The 18,431-nt window shown below is 59.4% G+C and carries 14 protein-coding genes, 1 tRNA gene and 2 pseudogenes; 1 reads left to right on the top strand and 16 read right to left on the bottom strand.

Annotated elements, in window-relative coordinates; all coding sequences use genetic code 11:
- The 4 genes and pseudogenes from G9X67_RS34785 to rpsL all read right to left on the bottom strand — a co-directional run.
- Positions 1-66, bottom strand: a pseudogene (locus G9X67_RS34785) (elongation factor Tu); the annotation flags it as partial.
- A 68-nt stretch (positions 67-134) separates the two neighbouring features.
- Positions 135-2,234 (bottom strand): elongation factor G, encoded by a 2,100-nt coding sequence (gene fusA / locus G9X67_RS32290; RefSeq protein WP_017993648.1) that lies wholly within the window; start codon positions 2,232-2,234, stop codon positions 135-137.
- Between the two features lie 29 nt (positions 2,235-2,263).
- The gene (rpsG, locus tag G9X67_RS32285) at positions 2,264-2,734 is read right to left on the bottom strand and encodes a 30S ribosomal protein S7 (RefSeq protein WP_011651422.1); all 471 of its coding nucleotides are present in this window, start codon (positions 2,732-2,734) and stop codon (positions 2,264-2,266) included.
- A gap of 76 nt (positions 2,735-2,810) precedes the next feature.
- On the bottom strand, positions 2,811-3,182 hold the full coding sequence (rpsL, locus tag G9X67_RS32280; RefSeq protein ID WP_003547537.1) for a 30S ribosomal protein S12: 372 nt from the start codon (positions 3,180-3,182) through the stop codon (positions 2,811-2,813).
- Between the two features lie 497 nt (positions 3,183-3,679).
- Here rpsL and G9X67_RS32275 point away from each other — a divergent pair, with 497 nt between their 5' ends.
- Positions 3,680-3,973, top strand: a complete 294-nt coding sequence (locus G9X67_RS32275; protein WP_003547528.1) for a hypothetical protein — start codon at positions 3,680-3,682, stop codon at positions 3,971-3,973.
- Positions 3,974-4,110: 137 nt separating this feature from the next.
- Here G9X67_RS32275 and rpoC read toward each other — a convergent pair whose 3' ends face one another.
- The 12 genes and pseudogenes from rpoC to tuf all read right to left on the bottom strand — a co-directional run.
- Complete coding sequence (rpoC, locus tag G9X67_RS32270) at positions 4,111-8,319, bottom strand: DNA-directed RNA polymerase subunit beta' (protein WP_026158635.1); 4,209 nt, start codon at positions 8,317-8,319, stop codon at positions 4,111-4,113.
- A 190-nt stretch (positions 8,320-8,509) separates the two neighbouring features.
- Positions 8,510-12,649, bottom strand: coding sequence for a DNA-directed RNA polymerase subunit beta (gene rpoB, locus G9X67_RS32265; protein ID WP_012757017.1), 4,140 nt, complete (start codon positions 12,647-12,649; stop codon positions 8,510-8,512).
- Between the two features lie 263 nt (positions 12,650-12,912).
- Positions 12,913-13,290, bottom strand: a complete 378-nt coding sequence (gene rplL, locus G9X67_RS32260; RefSeq protein ID WP_003547523.1) for a 50S ribosomal protein L7/L12 — start codon at positions 13,288-13,290, stop codon at positions 12,913-12,915.
- A 58-nt stretch (positions 13,291-13,348) separates the two neighbouring features.
- Positions 13,349-13,867, bottom strand: coding sequence for a 50S ribosomal protein L10 (gene rplJ, locus G9X67_RS32255; RefSeq protein ID WP_003547522.1), 519 nt, complete (start codon positions 13,865-13,867; stop codon positions 13,349-13,351).
- A gap of 329 nt (positions 13,868-14,196) precedes the next feature.
- Complete coding sequence (rplA, locus tag G9X67_RS32250) at positions 14,197-14,898, bottom strand: 50S ribosomal protein L1 (RefSeq protein ID WP_012757015.1); 702 nt, start codon at positions 14,896-14,898, stop codon at positions 14,197-14,199.
- A 4-nt stretch (positions 14,899-14,902) separates the two neighbouring features.
- Positions 14,903-15,334 carry a 50S ribosomal protein L11 gene (rplK, locus tag G9X67_RS32245; protein ID WP_003547518.1) on the bottom strand — a complete coding sequence of 144 codons (432 nt, stop codon included), beginning with the start codon at positions 15,332-15,334 and terminating at the stop codon, positions 14,903-14,905.
- 176 nt (positions 15,335-15,510) lie between these two features.
- Positions 15,511-16,041, bottom strand: coding sequence for a transcription termination/antitermination protein NusG (gene nusG / locus G9X67_RS32240; RefSeq protein ID WP_003547516.1), 531 nt, complete (start codon positions 16,039-16,041; stop codon positions 15,511-15,513).
- 17 nt (positions 16,042-16,058) lie between these two features.
- The gene (gene secE, locus G9X67_RS32235; RefSeq protein WP_003547514.1) at positions 16,059-16,259 is read right to left on the bottom strand and encodes a preprotein translocase subunit SecE; all 201 of its coding nucleotides are present in this window, start codon (positions 16,257-16,259) and stop codon (positions 16,059-16,061) included.
- A gap of 195 nt (positions 16,260-16,454) precedes the next feature.
- A tRNA-Trp gene (locus G9X67_RS32230) sits at positions 16,455-16,530 on the bottom strand.
- Positions 16,531-16,698: 168 nt separating this feature from the next.
- Complete coding sequence (locus tag G9X67_RS32225; RefSeq protein ID WP_017960033.1) at positions 16,699-17,592, bottom strand: NAD(P)-dependent oxidoreductase; 894 nt, start codon at positions 17,590-17,592, stop codon at positions 16,699-16,701.
- Positions 17,593-17,761: 169 nt separating this feature from the next.
- Complete coding sequence (locus G9X67_RS35355) at positions 17,762-17,896, bottom strand: hypothetical protein (protein WP_003547509.1); 135 nt, start codon at positions 17,894-17,896, stop codon at positions 17,762-17,764.
- Between the two features lie 202 nt (positions 17,897-18,098).
- A pseudogene (gene tuf / locus G9X67_RS32220) lies at positions 18,099-18,431 on the bottom strand (elongation factor Tu); the annotation flags it as partial.

The following is an 18,431-nucleotide window of genomic DNA, read 5'->3' as shown; positions in this document are numbered from 1 at the left end:
GTCAACGTGGCCAATCGTGCCAATGTTGACGTGCGGCTTGTTGCGCTCAAACTTACTCTTTCCCATTTTCGGGTCTCCGTTTTGCTAGTCCCCGAAGGGATCTAATTCTTGTTATCGGTCAATTGGTATTCCGGTCACTTCTGACCGGAATACTTTGCCTGGATTTCAGTTGCGACGTTCGACGGGACCGGCGAATAGTGATCGAAGGTCATCGTGTACTGGGCGCGGCCCTGGGACATGGAGCGCAGGTTGTCGACGTATTTGAACATGTTCGCGAGCGGGACGTTCGCGTTGATGACGACGGCGATACCACGGCTTTCCTGGCCCTGGATCTGACCGCGACGGGAGTTCAGGTCGCCGATAACGTCGCCGACGTAATCTTCCGGGGTGACGACTTCGACCTTCATCATCGGCTCGAGCAGCTGAGCGCCGGCCTTCCTGGCTGCTTCACGGAAGCAGGCACGCGATGCGATTTCGAAGGCAAGAACCGAGGAGTCGACGTCGTGGAAGGCGCCGTCGATGAGGGTCGCCTTGACGCCGAGCATCGGGAAGCCTGCGAGCGGACCCGAAGACAGAACGCTTTCGATGCCCTTCTGGACGCCGGGGATATATTCCTTCGGAACGGAACCGCCGACGATCTTCGATTCGAACTTGAATTCGTCGCCGTCCGGGTTCGGTTCGAAGACGATCTTGACGCGCGCGAACTGGCCGGTACCACCGGACTGCTTCTTGTGCGTGTAGTCTTCTTCATGCGTCCGGGTGATGGTTTCGCGGTAGGCAACCTGCGGCGCGCCGACAGTTGCTTCGACCTTGAATTCACGACGCATGCGGTCGACGATGATGTCGAGATGCAGTTCGCCCATGCCGGCGATGATGGTCTGGCCTGATTCCTGGTCGGTCTTGACGCGGAAGGACGGATCTTCAGCAGCCAGGCGGTTGAGCGCGAGGCCCATCTTTTCCTGGTCGCCCTTGGTCTTCGGCTCGATGGCGATCTGGATGACCGGCTCCGGGAATTCCATGCGCTCGAGGATAACCGGCTTCAGCGGATCGCAGAGCGTGTCGCCCGTCGTGGTTTCCTTGAGGCCAGCGAGAGCAACGATGTCGCCTGCGAAGGCTTCTTCGATGTCTTCACGCGAGTTGGAGTGCATCTGCAGCATACGGCCGACGCGCTCGCGCTTGTCCTTGACCGTGTTGATGACCGACGTGCCCTTCTCGAGCTTGCCGGAGTAGATGCGGGCGAAGGTCAGCGAACCGACGAAGGGGTCGTTCATGATCTTGAAGGCGAGCATGGAAAGCGGCTCGCTGTCATCGGCATGACGCTCGATTTCGGCTTCCGTCTTGAAATCGATGCCCTTGATCGCCGGGATGTCCATCGGCGACGGCAGGTAGTCGACGACGGCGTCGAGCAGCGGCTGCACGCCCTTGTTCTTGAAGGCGGTGCCGCAGAACATCGGATGGAACTTGACGTCGATCGTGCCGCGGCGAACCAGCGCACGGATCTGATCGTTGTCGGGCAGAATGCCTTCGAGGTAAGCTTCGGTGGCGGCTTCGTCGATGTCGACGACCGTCTCGATCAGCTTTTCGCGATATTCTTCAGCCTTGGCCTTCATGTCCTCGGGGATCTCGACGACATCCCACTGGGCGCCGAGCGACTCGTCGCGCCAGATGAGTGCGTTCATCTCGACCAAGTCGATGACGCCCTTGAATTCGGTTTCTGCACCGATCGGCAGCTGCATGACGACAGCCGTTGCACCGAGACGGGTCTTGATCATCTCGACGGAGCGGTAGAAGTCCGCACCGGTCTTGTCCATCTTGTTGCAGAAGATCATCCGCGGGACATTGTACTTTTCAGCCTGACGCCAGACGGTTTCCGTCTGCGGCTCAACACCGGCGTTAGCGTCGAGCAGCGCGATGGCCCCGTCGAGAACGCGCAGCGAACGCTCGACTTCAATGGTGAAGTCGACGTGGCCGGGAGTGTCGATGATGTTGAAGCGGCGCGTTTTGCCGTCACGGCCCTTCCAGTAGGTCGTGGTGGCAGCAGAGGTGATCGTGATGCCACGCTCCTGCTCCTGCTCCATCCAGTCCATGGTGGCTGCGCCGTCGTGGACTTCGCCGATCTTGTGCGACTTGCCGGTGTAATAAAGAATACGCTCGGTGGTCGTGGTCTTGCCGGCGTCGATATGCGCCATGATACCGAAATTACGGTAGTCTTCGATCTTATATTCGCGAGCCATTGTGGACTGCCTTTCGATACCGTTCGGAATTACCAGCGATAGTGCGAGAACGCGCGGTTGGCGTCAGCCATCTTGTGCGTATCTTCGCGCTTCTTGACGGCGGAGCCGCGGTTGTTGGACGCATCGAGCAGTTCGCCGGAAAGGCGGTCAACCATAGTCGTTTCATTGCGCTTGCGGGCAGCAGCGATCAGCCAGCGAATAGCAAGAGCCTGGCGGCGCTCCGGACGAACATCGACGGGGACCTGATAGGTCGCACCACCGACACGACGCGAGCGAACTTCAACGTGCGGGGCAATGTTCTCAAGCGCAGAATGGAAAACCGTGAGCGGCTCCTGCTTGGCCTTGCCCTGGACAACGTCGAACGCACCGTAGACGATGTTTTCAGCAACGGACTTCTTGCCGTCGAGCATAATGGCATTCATGAACTTGGTGACGACGAGATCGCCGAACTTCGGGTCCGGATTGATCTCGCGCTTTTCTGCTTTATGACGTCTGGACATATTTTGTCTCTTCAACCGTTAAGGCGCTTCATGACGCGGAGGACCTCGCGCAGCGCCGGATTATTCAAAAACCGAATTACTTCGGACGCTTCGCGCCGTACTTGGAGCGGCGCTGCTTGCGGTTCTTGACACCCTGGGTATCGAGAACGCCGCGGATGATGTGATAACGGACACCCGGAAGGTCCTTGACGCGGCCGCCACGGATCATGACGACGGAGTGTTCCTGAAGGTTGTGACCTTCGCCGGGGATGTAACCAATGACTTCGAAGCCGTTGGTCAGGCGGATCTTTGCGACCTTACGCAGAGCCGAGTTCGGCTTCTTCGGCGTCGTCGTGTAGACGCGCGTGCAAACGCCGCGCTTCTGCGGGTTCTCCTGGAGTGCGGGAACCTTGTTACGCTTTACGTTCGCCTGGCGAGGCTTGCGGATCAGCTGGTTTACGGTAGGCATTCAACCATCCCTTACGTTTTATCTCAGTACCCTTGCGGGCTTGAACTCGCGCCGTCTCCGGCAGTGACGCGCGCTTTCCGTCAATGCGCAAAATATGGCCCGATCCGCTTCCGCAGATGGACCACAAGGAGCAGAGGACGCATAGAATATGCGTCGTGCGTGCAGCATCATGACTTCAACGTGCGTTTAGAACCTTGTTTGAGGTGAACTTCAGGGCGAGTCGCCCCGAACAGCCAAGCCTCACATGGGATCTGATGGCCGGGGTACTACTGGTTTCCACCCGTCTCGTCAAGGCCGGTTAAGAAATAAACTCGCCGTATCGCCTTGATATGCCGGCCGAACGCCCTGTTTCATCCTTCTAGACGAATTCACGGCTGTGCCCCAAGATAAAAACTTGGGCATTGCAGCAAAAGCAGTTAAGGAATCAGCAATTGCGGCGTTCGGCCCTCCCAGCAGGATTCGAGCGAACGAATCGTCAAAGAGCCGAAGGACAGGCGATGATCACGACACCTGATAACGACAATAATTTCGACGGCCCGATGATCTTCATCATCATCGGCAAGGGCTACGAGTCCGACGCCAGCGAAGGCATCGACCTGCACATCATGCTGAAGGCGCCTGACGACGACACTGCCGTACGCGAGGCCTTGAACGCCCTTGCCGAGGAAGGCTTCATCGAGGCAGATCTCGACCAGATCGGCATGCTGACCGAGGTCCCGGCCGAAGAGCCGCACGCATCTGCCTACCAGGGCGCCGTCGAAGGCGAAGTCGCGATCATTCGGTTCAACTGAAGGGAGCCGCTGGTCACGCTGCCAAGGCAGCATAAGCGGAAGCAGCCCCCTCCCCGCCAAATAATCAGAGCAGATAAAACAAAAACCGCCCGGATCGCTCCGGGCGGTTTTTCAATTTCATAGACTTCAGCTGCGGGTTATTCCGCAGCCGGAGCCTTTTCGGCCATGTCCTGCAGCATCGGCGTGGCAACGGCAGCACCCGTGCCCTTGCGGCGCTCTTCGAGGATCATCTCGTCGCGCGACGTGGCGATGCGGCGGATCTGGGTCATGGTGCCGCCGGTACCGGCCGGGATAAGGCGGCCGACGATGACGTTTTCTTTCAGACCCTGCAGGCCGTCGGTCTTGCCGGCGATCGCAGCTTCCGTCAGCACCTTGGTCGTTTCCTGGAAGGACGCGGCCGAGATGAAGGACGGGGTCTGCAGCGATGCCTTGGTGATGCCGAGAAGAACCGGATCGCCGTAGGCTGGCTTCTTGCCCTGCTCGATCAGGTGATCGTTGACGTCTTCGAGCTCTATCCGGTCGACATTGTCGCCGACGATATAGGTCGAGTCGCCTGCATCGGTGATTTCCACCTTCTGCAGCATCTGACGGACAATCACCTCGATGTGCTTGTCGTTGATGACGACGCCCTGCAGGCGGTAGACTTCCTGGATCTCGTTGACGAGGTAGGAGGCCAGAGCCTCCACGCCCTTGATCGCCAGGATGTCGTGCGGAGCCGGGTTACCGTCGAGGATGTAGTCACCCTTTTCGATATAGTCGCCTTCCTGAAGGTGGAAGGGCTTGCCCTTCGGGATCAGGTATTCGACAGGCTCGACACCGTCTTCCGCCGGCTCGATGATGACGCGACGCTTGTTCTTGTAGTCGCGGCCGAGACGGATCGTACCATCGATCTCTGCGATGATGGCGTGGTCCTTCGGACGGCGGGCTTCGAACAGCTCGGCAACACGCGGCAGACCGCCGGTGATATCCTTGGTCTTGGCGCTTTCGAGCGGCGAACGAGCGAGAACGTCACCCTGGGAGACCTTCGTGCCCGGCTCGACCGACAGGATCGCATCGACCGAGAGGAAGAAGCGGGCGTCACCACCGCGAGACAGCTTCGCGATATTGCCGCTGGCATCCTTGATGACGATCGCCGGCTTGAGGTCCGAGCCGCGCGGGGTCGAACGCCAGTCGATAACCTGACGCTTGGTGATGCCGGTCGATTCGTCGGTCGCTTCCAGAACGGAGAGACCGTCGACCAGATCTTCAAACTGAACGGTACCGGCCACTTCCGTCATCATCGGACGGGTGTAGGGGTCCCACTCTGCCAGGCGCTGGCCGCGCTTGACCTTGTCGCCTTCGTCGACATGCAGCTTCGAACCGTAGGCCACACGCTGCGACGACCGCTCGACACCACGTTCGTCCAGGATCTGGACGGTCATGTTGCGGCCCATGGCAACGAGGTTGCCATCGGAGTTGCGCAGGATGTTGCGGTTCTTGATCTGCACCGTACCTTCGTACGAAGCTTCGAGGAACGACTGGTCGACCACGGTTGCCGTACCGCCAAGGTGGAAGGTACGCATGGTGAGCTGGGTGCCCGGCTCGCCGATCGACTGAGCAGCGATGACGCCGACGGCTTCGCCCATATTGACCGGCGTACCGCGCGCGAGGTCGCGGCCGTAGCAGACCGAGCAGACGCCCGTCTGGATTTCGCAGGTCAGTGCCGAGCGGATGCGGATCGACTGGATGCCGGCCTTCTCGATTTCGACGACGTCGGGCTCAAGGATCATCCTGCCGGCATCGACGATACGCTCACCCGTGACCGGATGGTCGATGTCGTCGAGCGCCGTGCGACCGAGGATACGGGCGCCGATCGAGGCAACCACCTGGCCGGCATCGACGATGGCGGTCATGGTGAGGCCCGTCTGCGTTCCGCAATCGACGTGCGTGACGATGCAATCCTGCGCGACGTCGACGAGACGGCGGGTCAGGTAGCCGGAGTTGGCGGTCTTCAGGGCGGTGTCTGCCAGACCCTTACGGGCGCCGTGCGTCGAGTTGAAGTACTCGTTGACGGTCAGGCCTTCCTTGAAGTTCGAGATGATCGGGGTCTCGATGATTTCGCCCGACGGCTTGGCCATGAGGCCACGCATGCCGCCCAGCTGGCGCATCTGGTTCGGAGAACCGCGGGCACCGGAGTGGCTCATCATGTAGATCGAGTTCATCGGCTTCTGGCGACCGGTCTTCTCGTCGAATTCGACCGCCTTAATGCGGGCCATCATCTCTTCGGCGACCTTTTCGGTCGCCTTGCCCCAGGCGTCGACAACTTTGTTGTACTTCTCGCCCTGGGTGATGAGGCCGTCATTATACTGCTGCTCGTATTCCTTCACCAGGTTTTCGGTGTCGGCAACGATCTTGGCCTTGGCATCCGGAATGACCATGTCGTCCTTGCCGAACGAAATGCCGGCGCGGCAGGCGTGGGCGAAGCCGAGCTGCATGATGCGGTCGCAGAAAATGACCGTGTCCTTCTGGCCGCAATGGCGATAGACCGTGTCGATCATCTTCGAGATGTTCTTCTTGGTCATTTCCTGGTTGCAGATATCGAAGGGCACCTTGCCGTTCTTCGGCAGCAGTTCGCCGATGAGCAGACGGCCAGGCGTCGTCTCATAGATCTTCGAGTAAGGCTTGCCATCCTCGTCGACCGACTTGAAGCGGCCGCGGATCTTGGTGTGCAGCGTCACGACCTTGCTTTCGAGGGCGTGATGCAGCTCGCCGAGATCGGAGAAGGCCATGCCTTCGCCCGGCTCGTTCTGGTTGAGGATCGACAGATAGTAGAGGCCGAGAACCATGTCCTGCGAGGGAACGATGATCGGCGCGCCGTTGGCCGGATGCAAGATGTTATTGGTCGACATCATCAGCACGCGGGCTTCGAGCTGGGCTTCGAGCGACAGCGGCACGTGAACGGCCATCTGGTCGCCATCGAAGTCGGCGTTGAAGGCCGTGCAGACGAGCGGATGCAGCTGGATCGCCTTGCCTTCGACCAGGATAGGTTCGAAGGCCTGGATGCCCAGGCGGTGCAACGTCGGTGCGCGGTTCAAGAGAACCGGATGCTCGCGGATAACCTCGTCGAGGATATCCCAGACTTCCGGCTTTTCCTTCTCGACCAGCTTCTTGGCCTGCTTGACCGTCGAGGAGTAACCCTTGGCGTCGAGGCGGGCATAGATGAACGGCTTGAAGAGCTCGAGCGCCATCTTCTTCGGCAGGCCGCACTGGTGCAGCTTCAGTTCCGGACCGGTGACGATGACCGAACGGCCGGAATAGTCGACGCGCTTGCCGAGCAGGTTCTGGCGGAAGCGGCCCTGCTTGCCCTTCAGCATGTCGGAGAGCGACTTCAGCGGACGCTTGTTGGCGCCGGTGATGACACGGCCGCGACGGCCGTTGTCGAACAGCGCGTCAACGGATTCCTGCAGCATGCGCTTTTCGTTGCGGATGATGATGCCAGGCGCACGAAGCTCGATCAGGCGCTTCAGACGGTTGTTACGGTTGATGACGCGGCGGTAGAGATCGTTCAGATCCGACGTCGCGAAACGGCCGCCGTCGAGCGGAACCAGCGGACGCAGATCCGGCGGGATGACCGGAACGACCTTCATGATCATCCATTCCGGACGGTTGCCCGACTCCATGAAGTTCTCGACGATCTTCAAGCGCTTCATCAGCTTCTTCTGCTTGAGATCCGACGTGGTGTCGGCAAGCTCGGCACGCAGGTCGCCAGCGATCTTTTCGAGGTTCATCGAGGCCAGCATCTCGTAGATCGCCTCGGCGCCGATCATCGCGGTGAACTGGTCTTCGCCGTATTCGTCGACAGCGAGCATGTACTCTTCTTCCGAGAGGAGCTGGTGCTCCTTCAGGGCGGTCAGGCCCGGCTCGGTGACGATGTAGTTTTCGAAGTAGAGGACACGCTCGACATCCTTCAGCGTCATGTCGAGCAGCGTCGAAATGCGTGATGGCAGCGACTTCAGGAACCAGATGTGGGCAACGGGAGCGGCGAGCTCGATATGGCCCATGCGCTCACGGCGAACGCGCGACAGCGTGACTTCGACGCCGCACTTTTCGCAGATGATGCCCTTGTACTTCATGCGCTTGTACTTGCCGCACAGGCATTCGTAGTCCTTGATCGGCCCGAAGATGCGCGCGCAGAACAGACCGTCGCGTTCCGGCTTGAACGTACGGTAGTTGATGGTTTCCGGCTTCTTGATCTCACCGTAAGACCAGGAGAGGATCTTCTCCGGAGACGCGATCGAAATCCGAATGGAATCGAAATTCTGTGCAGGCACCTGCGGATTGAAAAGATTCATGACCTCTTGGTTCATGCCTGTCTCCTTCATGGGCTAAAGCGCCCTCAAAATGCGATGGTCGGCGGCAAATTCCCGGGAGCCGCCTCCCTCGCTTAAACGAGAATAACCGCTGGATGCGGCGAAACTTCCCTTCCGGGCCGACACGGATACGGCGCCCGGTGGGACCGGCGTGCGCCGCGTTGGCAGCGCACGCCCTATCAAGTGCTTACTCGGCCGCGTCGGGCAGCTGAGCTGCCTGCGCCTCGTCAAGCTTGGTGTTCTCGAGCTCGACGCTGAGGCCCAGCGAGCGCATTTCCTTGACGAGAACGTTGAAGCTTTCCGGAATACCGGCTTCGAACGTGTCGTCTCCGCGGACGATGGCTTCGTAGACCTTGGTGCGGCCGGCGACGTCGTCCGACTTCACCGTCAGCATTTCCTGTAGCGTGTAGGCCGCGCCGTATGCTTCGAGCGCCCAGACTTCCATTTCGCCGAAGCGCTGGCCGCCGAACTGCGCCTTGCCGCCCAGCGGCTGCTGGGTCACGAGCGAGTAAGGACCGATCGAACGAGCGTGGATCTTGTCGTCGACCAAGTGGTTGAGCTTCAGCATGTAGATGTAGCCCACCGTCACCTGACGGTCGAACTGCTCACCGGTACGGCCATCATAGAGCGTCGACTGACCGCTATCCTTGAGACCTGCCAGACGCAGCATGTCGTTGACGTCGGCTTCGTTCGCGCCGTCGAAAACAGGCGTCGCAATCGAAACGCCGCGCTTCCACTGGTCGGCGAGACGCAGAACCGAGTCGTCGTCGAACTCATGAACCTGCTCGGCCTTCGGGCCGTCTCCGACGACATCGCCGATGGTCTTGCGCAGCGGCTCAATGTTGCCATTGGCCTTGTATGCGTCGATCAGTTCGCCGATCTGGCGACCCATGCCGGCGCAAGCCCAACCCAGATGCGTTTCCAGGATCTGGCCGACGTTCATGCGCGAAGGCACGCCGAGCGGGTTCAGAACGACGTCGACATGCGTACCGTCTTCGAGGAAAGGCATGTCCTCCACCGGCACAATGCGCGAAACGACGCCCTTGTTCCCGTGACGGCCGGCCATCTTGTCGCCCGGCTGGATCTTGCGCTTTACGGCGACGAAGACCTTGACCATCTTCATGACGCCAGGAGGCATTTCATCGCCGCGCTGGACCTTTTCGACCTTGTCCATGAAGCGCTGTTCAAGGCGCGACTTGGATTCGTCGTACTGACCGCGGAGCGCTTCGAGTTCGCTCTGGACCTTTTCGTCTTCGACCGCAAACATCCACCACTGCGAGCGGGGATATTCGGAAACGACGGCGTTCGAAAGCTCGGCTCCCTTCTTGAAGCCCTTCGGGCCGGCGATGGAGGCCTGGCCACGCAGCATCTCGATCAGACGGCCGTAGACGTTACGGTCGAGGATCGCCTGCTCGTCGTCGCGGTCCTTTGCCAGACGCTCGATTTCCTCGCGCTCGATCGCCATCGCGCGCTCGTCCTTTTCAACGCCGTGGCGGTTGAAGACGCGGACTTCGACGATCGTGCCGTAGGTGCCGGGCGGCATGCGCATGGATGTGTCGCGCACGTCGGAGGCTTTTTCGCCGAAGATGGCGCGCAGAAGCTTTTCTTCCGGCGTCATCGGGCTTTCGCCCTTCGGGGTGATCTTGCCGACGAGGATATCGCCCGGCTGAACTTCGGCGCCGATATAGACGATACCGGCTTCGTCGAGGTTCTTCAGCGCTTCTTCCGAAACGTTCGGAATATCGCGGGTGATTTCCTCAGGACCAAGCTTGGTGTCGCGCGCCATCACTTCGAATTCTTCGATGTGGATGGAGGTGAACACGTCGTCGGCAACGATACGCTCGGAGAGCAGGATCGAGTCTTCGTAGTTGTAGCCGTTCCAGGGCATGAACGCGACGAGCGCGTTGCGGCCGAGCGCCAGGTCGCCGAGATCGGTCGACGGGCCGTCGGCGAGGATGTCGCCGCGGTTGACCTCGTCACCGACGGTGACCAGCGGGCGCTGGTTGACGCAGGTGTTCTGGTTCGAACGCTGGAACTTCTGCAGGCGGTAGATATCGACGCCGGACTTGCCGGCTTCGAGGTCTTCCGTGGCGCGGATAACGATACGCGTCGCGTCGACCTGGTCGACCACGCCGCCGCGGCGGGCGCCGATGGCAGCGCCAGAGTCACGGGCGACGACCGGCTCCATGCCGGTACCGACGAACGGAGCTTCGGCACGCAGCAGCGGCACTGCCTGACGCTGCATGTTCGAGCCCATGAGCGCGCGGTTGGCGTCGTCGTTTTCCAGGAACGGGATAAGCGCGGCTGCGACCGAAACGACCTGCTTCGGCGAGACGTCCATCAGGTTCATGCTATCGCGCGGGGCGAGCATGACTTCGCCGGCATGACGGCAGACAACGAATTCGTCGACGAAGGAACCGTCAGCGTTCATCTCGGCGTTGGCCTGGGCGACGTAGTACTTCGCCTCTTCCATGGCGGAGAGGTAGAGCACGTCGCTCGTCACCTTGCCGTCGACGATGCGGCGGTACGGGCTTTCGATGAAGCCGTACTTGTTGACGCGGGCAAAGGTCGCAAGCGAGTTGATCAGACCGATGTTCGGGCCTTCCGGCGTTTCGATCGGGCAGATGCGGCCATAGTGGGTCGGATGCACGTCGCGGACTTCGAAGCCGGCGCGCTCACGGGTCAGACCGCCCGGGCCAAGAGCCGAAAGACGGCGCTTGTGGGTGATTTCCGAGAGCGGGTTGACCTGGTCCATGAACTGCGAGAGCTGCGAGGAACCGAAGAATTCGCGCACGGCAGCAGCTGCCGGCTTGGCATTGATCAGGTCCTGCGGCATGACCGTGTCGATCTCGATCGAGGACATGCGTTCCTTGATCGCGCGCTCCATGCGCAGCAGGCCGAGACGGTACTGGTTTTCCATCAGCTCGCCGACCGAACGGACGCGGCGGTTGCCGAGGTTGTCGATGTCGTCGATCTCGCCCTTGCCATCGCGCAGTTCGACCAGCATCCTGACCACGGCCAGGATGTCGTCCTTGCGCAGGATGCGGACGGTGTCTTCGACGGTCAGGTCGAGGCGCATGTTCATCTTGACGCGGCCGACGGCGGAGAGGTCGTAACGCTCCGCATCGAAGAACAGCGAGTTGAACATGGCTTCGGCCGATTCCATGGTCGGCGGCTCACCCGGACGCATGACGCGGTAGATGTCGAACAGAGCGTCCTGACGGTTCTCGTTCTTGTCGGCTGTCAGCGTGTTGCGGATATAGGCGCCGACATTGATGTGATCGATGCCGAGAACCGGGATCTCGTCGAAGCCGTTCGCCAGGATGATACCAAGCGTCTTCTCGTCGATTTCGTCGCCGGCCTCGAGGTAGATTTCACCCGTCGAGTAGTTGACGATATCGCCGGCAAGGTAGTTGCCATACAGATCGTCGTCGGCGGCCTTCAGGGCCTTCAGACCTTTGTCGGACAGCGTGCGCAGCAGGCGCGGGGTCAGCTTCTTGCCGGCTTCGACGACAACTTCGCCGGTATCGGCGTCGACCATCTCGGTGATCGCCTTGGCACCCTTCAGCGTTTCCGGCTTGAAGGGAATGCGCCAGCCTTCGCCGTCGCGCTTGTAGAGCGACTTCGTGTAGAAGGTGTCGAGAATTTCTTCGCCGTCCATGCCGAGCGCCATCAGCAGCGACGTGACAGGGATCTTGCGGCGGCGGTCGATACGAGCATAGACGATGTCCTTGGCGTCGAATTCGATATCGAGCCAGGAACCGCGATAGGGGATGACGCGCGCTGCAAAGAGCAGCTTGCCGGACGAATGGCTCTTGCCCTTGTCATGGTCGAAGAAGACGCCCGGCGAACGGTGCATCTGGGAGACGATGACGCGCTCGGTGCCGTTGACGATGAACGTACCGTTGTTGGTCATGAGCGGCATGTCGCCCATGTAAACGGACTGTTCCTTGATGTCCTTGATCGACTTCGCGCCAGTATCCTCGTCGATATCGAACACGATGAGGCGCAGCGTCACCTTCAGCGGCGCTGCATAGGTCAGGTCGCGCTGACGGCATTCGTCAACGTCGAACTTCGGCGGTTCGAACTCGTAGGACACGAATTCCAGCATGGATGCGCCGGAGAAATCGGTGATCGGGAAAACCGACTTGAAAACGGCCTGAAGACCCTCGTCGGGTCGGCCGCCCTTCGGCTCTTCAACCATCAGAAACTGGTCGTAGGACGCCTTCTGAACCTCGATGAGGTTCGGCATTTCTGCGACTTCGGGGATCTTACCAAAAAACTTGCGTACGCGCCTACGACCGTTGAACGAAAGGGTCTGAGCCATCGTCGCTCCTTCAAAATCTTGCACCCGGGCCTGCAACGGACGGGAACCGATGGCCAGTCGATCCCGTCAATCAATGAGTAGTTCAATCTCGTCCGACCCCAGAAAACGCTCAGCTCGGATTGCTGTGCTGCCCTCGGTGCGAGACCATCCTTTTGAAGAACCCATTACCCAAAAGCCGGTTCGACGCGGCTTTTGGGTAATTCGTTCAGAAAAACGGCAAATGGGAGGCAGTAGAGATACTGCCTCCCAAAAGCAGTTCAAGATTACTTGACGTCGGCCTTGGCGCCAGCGTCTTCAAGCTTCTTCTTGATGTCAGCGGCTTCAGCCTTGTTGACGCCTTCCTTGACAGCCTTCGGAGCGGCTTCAACGAGATCCTTGGCTTCCTTGAGGCCGAGACCGGTGATGGCGCGGACTTCCTTGATGACGTTGATCTTGTTGGCACCAGCTTCGACGAGGATGACGTCGAATTCGGTCTTTTCTTCTTCAACGACAGCAGCAGCAGCACCGCCGGCAGCGGCAGCAACAGCTACCGGAGCAGCAGCGGAAACGCCCCACTTTTCTTCAAGAAGCTTCGACAGTTCTGCAGCTTCCAGAACGGTCAGCGAGGAGAGGTCGTCAACGATCTTTGCGAGATCAGCCATTTTACTAGTTCCTTTTGTTCGGTTCGAACCGGTTGATTATAAACAGCGAAAAACCGCCTTACGCGGCTTCGTCCTTCTTGGCATAGGCCGCAAACACGCGGGCAAGCTGGCTTGCCGGTGCTGCAACAACCCCAGCGATGCGGGTAGCCGGTGTCTGGATCATGCCCAGCAGCTTCGCACGCAGCTCATCGAGCGAAGGCAGGGTCGCAAGCGACTTGACTGCATCGGCGTTGAGCGTGGTTGTTCCCATGGCGCCGCCCAGAACAATGATCTTGTCATTGGTCTTGGCGAAATCCATGACGACCTTCGGAGCGGTGATCGGATCGGTGCTGTATGCAATCAGCGTCTGACCCTTGAAGAGATTGGACATCCCTTCCGCTTCCGTACCCTGAAGGGCAATCTTGGCCAGGCGGTTCTTCGCGACTTTGACGGTACCGCCAGCTGCGCGCATCTTCGAACGAAAATCGTTCATCTGCGCGACTGTGGCACCAGCATAGTGGGCCACGACAACTGAGCCCGAAGCCTTGAAGACTTCGTTCAGTTCCGTGACGAATTCGCGTTTTTCCGCTCTTTCCACTGCCTATCTCCAGTTGGCGGGACCGAAAATGGGCCCGCCGGTTGCCTTTTGCCTCCTGGGATCATGCGAGATCCCAAGCGACGCTTGAGGATCCTGTCCCCCCGCGCTCTCGCGCCAATCAAGGCTAAAGAGGCACAAGGCATCCAAGGCTCGAACCGAGTTCCTAGAAGCGAACTTCTTGCAATTCGGGTCTTACCCGTCTCATGCAGGCACAGTGATTAAGGGAAAACCACCTGCAATCTCGGACAGGATTCCGGATTTCTCCGGAATATTCCGGCCCCTTGCGAGGCCGGAAATTCAGTCGCCGGACTTAAAGCCCGGTCATAAACTTACGCAGCCGGAGCACCGGTGACCGAGCCGGGCTCGATCTTGACGCCCGGGCCCATGGTCGAGGAAATCGCCACGCGCTTGACGTAGTTGCCCTTGGCGCCAGCCGGCTTCGCCTTGATGACGGCGTCAGCAAAGGCACGGATGTTTTCTTCCAGAGCCTTGGCGTCGAACGAAGCCTTGCCGATACCGGCATGGACGATGCCGGCCTTCTCGACGCGGAACTCGACAGCGCCGCCCTTGGAAGCCTTGACAGCTCCGGCGACGTCCATGGTGACGGTGCCCACCTTCGGGTTCGGCATCATGCCGCGGGGGCCTAGAACCTTACCGAGACGGCCGACGAGCGGCATCATGTCGGGGGTGGCGATGCAGCGATCGAATTCGATCTTGCCGCCCTGGACGATTTCGACGAGCTCTTCGGCGCCGACGATATCGGCACCGGCAGCCTTGGCTTCGTCAGCCTTGGCGCCACGAGCGAAGACGGCAACGCGAACCGTACGGCCGGTGCCGTTCGGCAGGTTGACGACGCCGCGAACCATCTGGTCCGCATGGCGCGGGTCAACGCCGAGGTTCATCGAGACTTCGATGGTTTCGTCGAACTTGGCGACAGCCCGTTCCTTGACCATGCCGATGGCCAGGGTCAGAGCGTAGAGCTTGGTGGGATCAACACCTTCGTTGATCTTCTGCGTGCGCTTACCAGCCATGATCTTAACCCACCACTTCCAGGCCCATGGCGCGGGCAGAGCCCTCGATCATCGCCATTGCACCTTCGATATCCGCTGCGTTCAGATCCTTCATCTTGGCTTCTGCGATCGACTTGATCTGAGCCTTGGTGAGGGAGCCGGCCTTGGCGCCCTTGCCGGGCGTCTTGGAACCGGACGTGATCTTCGCTTCCTTCTTCAGCCAGTAGCTGACCGGCGGCTGCTTCATCGCGAAGGTGAAGGACTTGTCCTGGTAATAGGTAATGACGACCGGAATCGGCATGCCCTTTTCCATTTCCTGCGTGGCGGCATTGAACGCCTTGCAGAATTCCATGATGTTAATGCCACGCTGACCAAGCGCCGGACCAATCGGCGGGGACGGGTTTGCCGATCCTGCCTTGACCTGAAGCTTGAGCTGGCCTGCAACTTTCTTAGCCATATCTCTCTGCCTTTCATGAACGGCCGGTCGCCCGGCCCGTGATGCCGAATCTCTCCGGCGGCTGCGGTTGCGTGGTGCGGATCCTTAGGGTCCGGCTAAGACCCCTCACCTTCCACGCGGGTGCGGACAAGGTCCGCAGGAAACAGGCCGCAAGGGCCAGCTTCCAGTTTCTGCAATCAGACCTTCTCGACCTGAGCGTATTCCAGCTCGACCGGCGTTGCGCGGCCGAAGATCGACACTTCCACCTTCAGGCGCGAACGTTCTTCGTCCACATCCTGAACCGTGCCGTTGAACGACGCGAACGGACCGTCGGAAACGCGGACCTGCTCGCCGATCTCGAAGGTAATGGAGGCCTTCGGCCGCTCGACACCTTCCTGAACCTGACCGAGAATGCGCTCGGCTTCATAATCCGGAATCGGAACGGGCTTATTGTCGGAGCCGAGGAAACCTGTGACCTTCGGCGTATTCTTGATCAGGTGGTAGGCTTCGTCCGTCAGATTGGCACGAACCATGACATAGCCCGGGAAAAACTTGCGCTCGGAATCGACCTTGCGGCCGCGACGCACTTCCACCACCTTTTCAGTCGGCACGAGGATCTTCTCGAACAGATGCTCAAGCCCCTTCTGGCGAGCCTTGTTCTCGATGTCTTCAGCCACCTTCTTTTCAAAATTTGAATATGCGTGGACGATGTACCAACGTGCCGCCATTTTCATTTCCACCCGTATCAGTTGCCGGTATTCAGCACGAAGCTCAGAGCCCAGCCGATCAGCTGGTCAGCGGCAAAGAAAAACAGCGCGGCGAAAACCACCATCACCAGCACCATGACCGTCGAGATCATGGTCTCGCGGCGCGACGGCCATGTAACTTTGGACGTCTCGGAGCGAACCTGCTGCAGAAACGCAAACGGATTGGATTTGGATGCCATCGACTGCCCACGCAATTACGGCGCGTAAAGCTGAAACTATCAGCCCCACGCACCGCGTGTCTGTTGAACCCTAAATAAACACCGATTTCCGAATACACAAGGGGGAAACCGAAGTTTAACGAAATTACTTACCACCAATCAATCCCCGACCGGAAATGCAGCGAGCATGTCCGCGCTGTCCCGCATCCAGGAAAATGGCAGGGGCAGTAGGGCTCGAACCTACGACCTGCGGTTTTGGAGACCGCCGCTCTACCAACTGAGCTATACCCCTTCATACCGATCATTCAGCGCCTGAGCCAAGGCCCGCAAATCGCTGCTGAAAAGCATGGCGCTCCCTTTAAGACGACGACACGGGATTGGCAAGCACGATTTTCGATTTTCAAAGCCATTCTCCTGATATGCGAGCGATCGGCCTTTCAATCGCGGAACGACGGTCCGTTCAGACCTTCACATATTTCCGCCAATCGTGCTCTTCCTTAAAACCCAGCACCTCGCGGATCTTGCGGTTGGAGAGCAGGCCCTCATATTCGCCGATCTCGCGGGTGAAGGGCACGTTCGGGAAGAATCGTTTCGCAAGCTCCTTCGATGGCGTATTGGCAGAGACGGTGTCGTTGGCAGCGTTGAAGACCTGGTAGCCGAGACCGTCCTTCTCGATGCAGAGATGGCAGATCTGCCCGAGGTCGCGGGCGTCGATATAGCTCCAGGCGATGCGCTTGCGCATCTCGGGATTGGCGAAATAGGTCGGAAACTTCTCGTACTCGTCAGGCTCGATGACGTTGCCGATGCGCAGCGCATAGATGTCGAAGCCCGAACGTTCGGCAAAGGCGCGCGCCGTCTTTTCGTTGACCACTTTGGAAAGGCCGTAGGAATCCATTGGATTGACGTCGTAATCCTCCTCCAGCGGGAACTGGTGGAAATCGCGATGGCCTTCGGCGAAGCAGACGCCGTAAGTCGTCTCGCTCGATGCGACGATGATCTTCCGGATGCCGAGCTTCACCGCCGCCTCGATGACATTATAGGTGCCCATCGTGTTGATGCGGAAGGTTTCGTTATCGGGCTTGATCAAGATGCGCGGGATGGCGGCGAAATGCACGACGGCGTCGAAGGGCTGCACGCCCCTGCCCGCGTCGAGATCGGGAAAATCGCGATGCATCGAGAGCGCGTTGAAGACCTGACCGCTATCGGTGATGTCGGCGATGAGATTGGTGACGCCGGGGCTATCCAGCGGCACGAGATCGAGGTTGTGAACCTCGTAACCGGCATTGACGAGCCACGGCACCGCATGGCGACCTGCCTTGCCCGAACCGCCGGTGAATAGAATACGTCTCTTCATGGAATATCCTCCGCGTCATGAAATCGGAGGCATAGATAGACGCTTCCGCGCGAAGAGCAAGCGAGCGTCCTGCAAGGGTTCACCCCCGCGTCGCCAGAAGCCCTATCCGGGAGCACCTGGCCGATCATTTCCGATCACCGCAGAACCCTGCGATGCTCGGCAAAGGTCATCACTTGACGACACTTACCTCGCCAATCTGCACGACGGCAGACTGAACAACTTCTTGCGGAATTGCAGCGATGAAAAACATCGTGAAAACATACATCGCGAATATCGTCGCAGCGAATGTGGCCTTTGGAATCATCCGGGCTCTCCTCTTTGCAAGGAGGAGTCTGGACTACAATGGTCCAATCACAAACCGGTTTCTGAACGTGAGATGAACAAAATACTGTGACAGGCCAACTTAACGATATTTTTACAACACCTGTTAAACCTACAGGAAGCCATGAAAATGAAAAACCCCGCTGTTTCCAGCGGGGTCTTCATAATTGCGGATAACTCGAAAGTTACTCGACGATCGACGCGACGATACCGGCGCCGACGGTGCGGCCGCCTTCGCGGATAGCGAAGCGCAGCTTTTCTTCCATCGCGATCGGAACGATCAGCTCGACCGATACCGTGACGTTGTCGCCCGGCATGACCATCTCCGTGCCTTCCGGCAGCGTTACGATGCCGGTCACGTCGGTCGTGCGGAAGTAGAACTGCGGACGGTAGTTGGTGAAGAACGGCGTATGACGGCCACCCTCTTCCTTCGTCAGGATGTAGGCTTCAGCCATGAACTTCTTGTGCGGCTTGACCGAACCCGGCTTGCACAGAATCTGGCCACGCTCAACGCCGTC

The sequence above is a fragment of the Rhizobium sp. WYCCWR 11152 genome, assembly GCF_013087615.1.
Classification (GTDB): domain Bacteria; phylum Pseudomonadota; class Alphaproteobacteria; order Rhizobiales; family Rhizobiaceae; genus Rhizobium; species Rhizobium indicum.
Note: the sequence above shows the minus strand (reverse complement) of the source record. Positions and strands in the feature narration are given on the sequence as shown.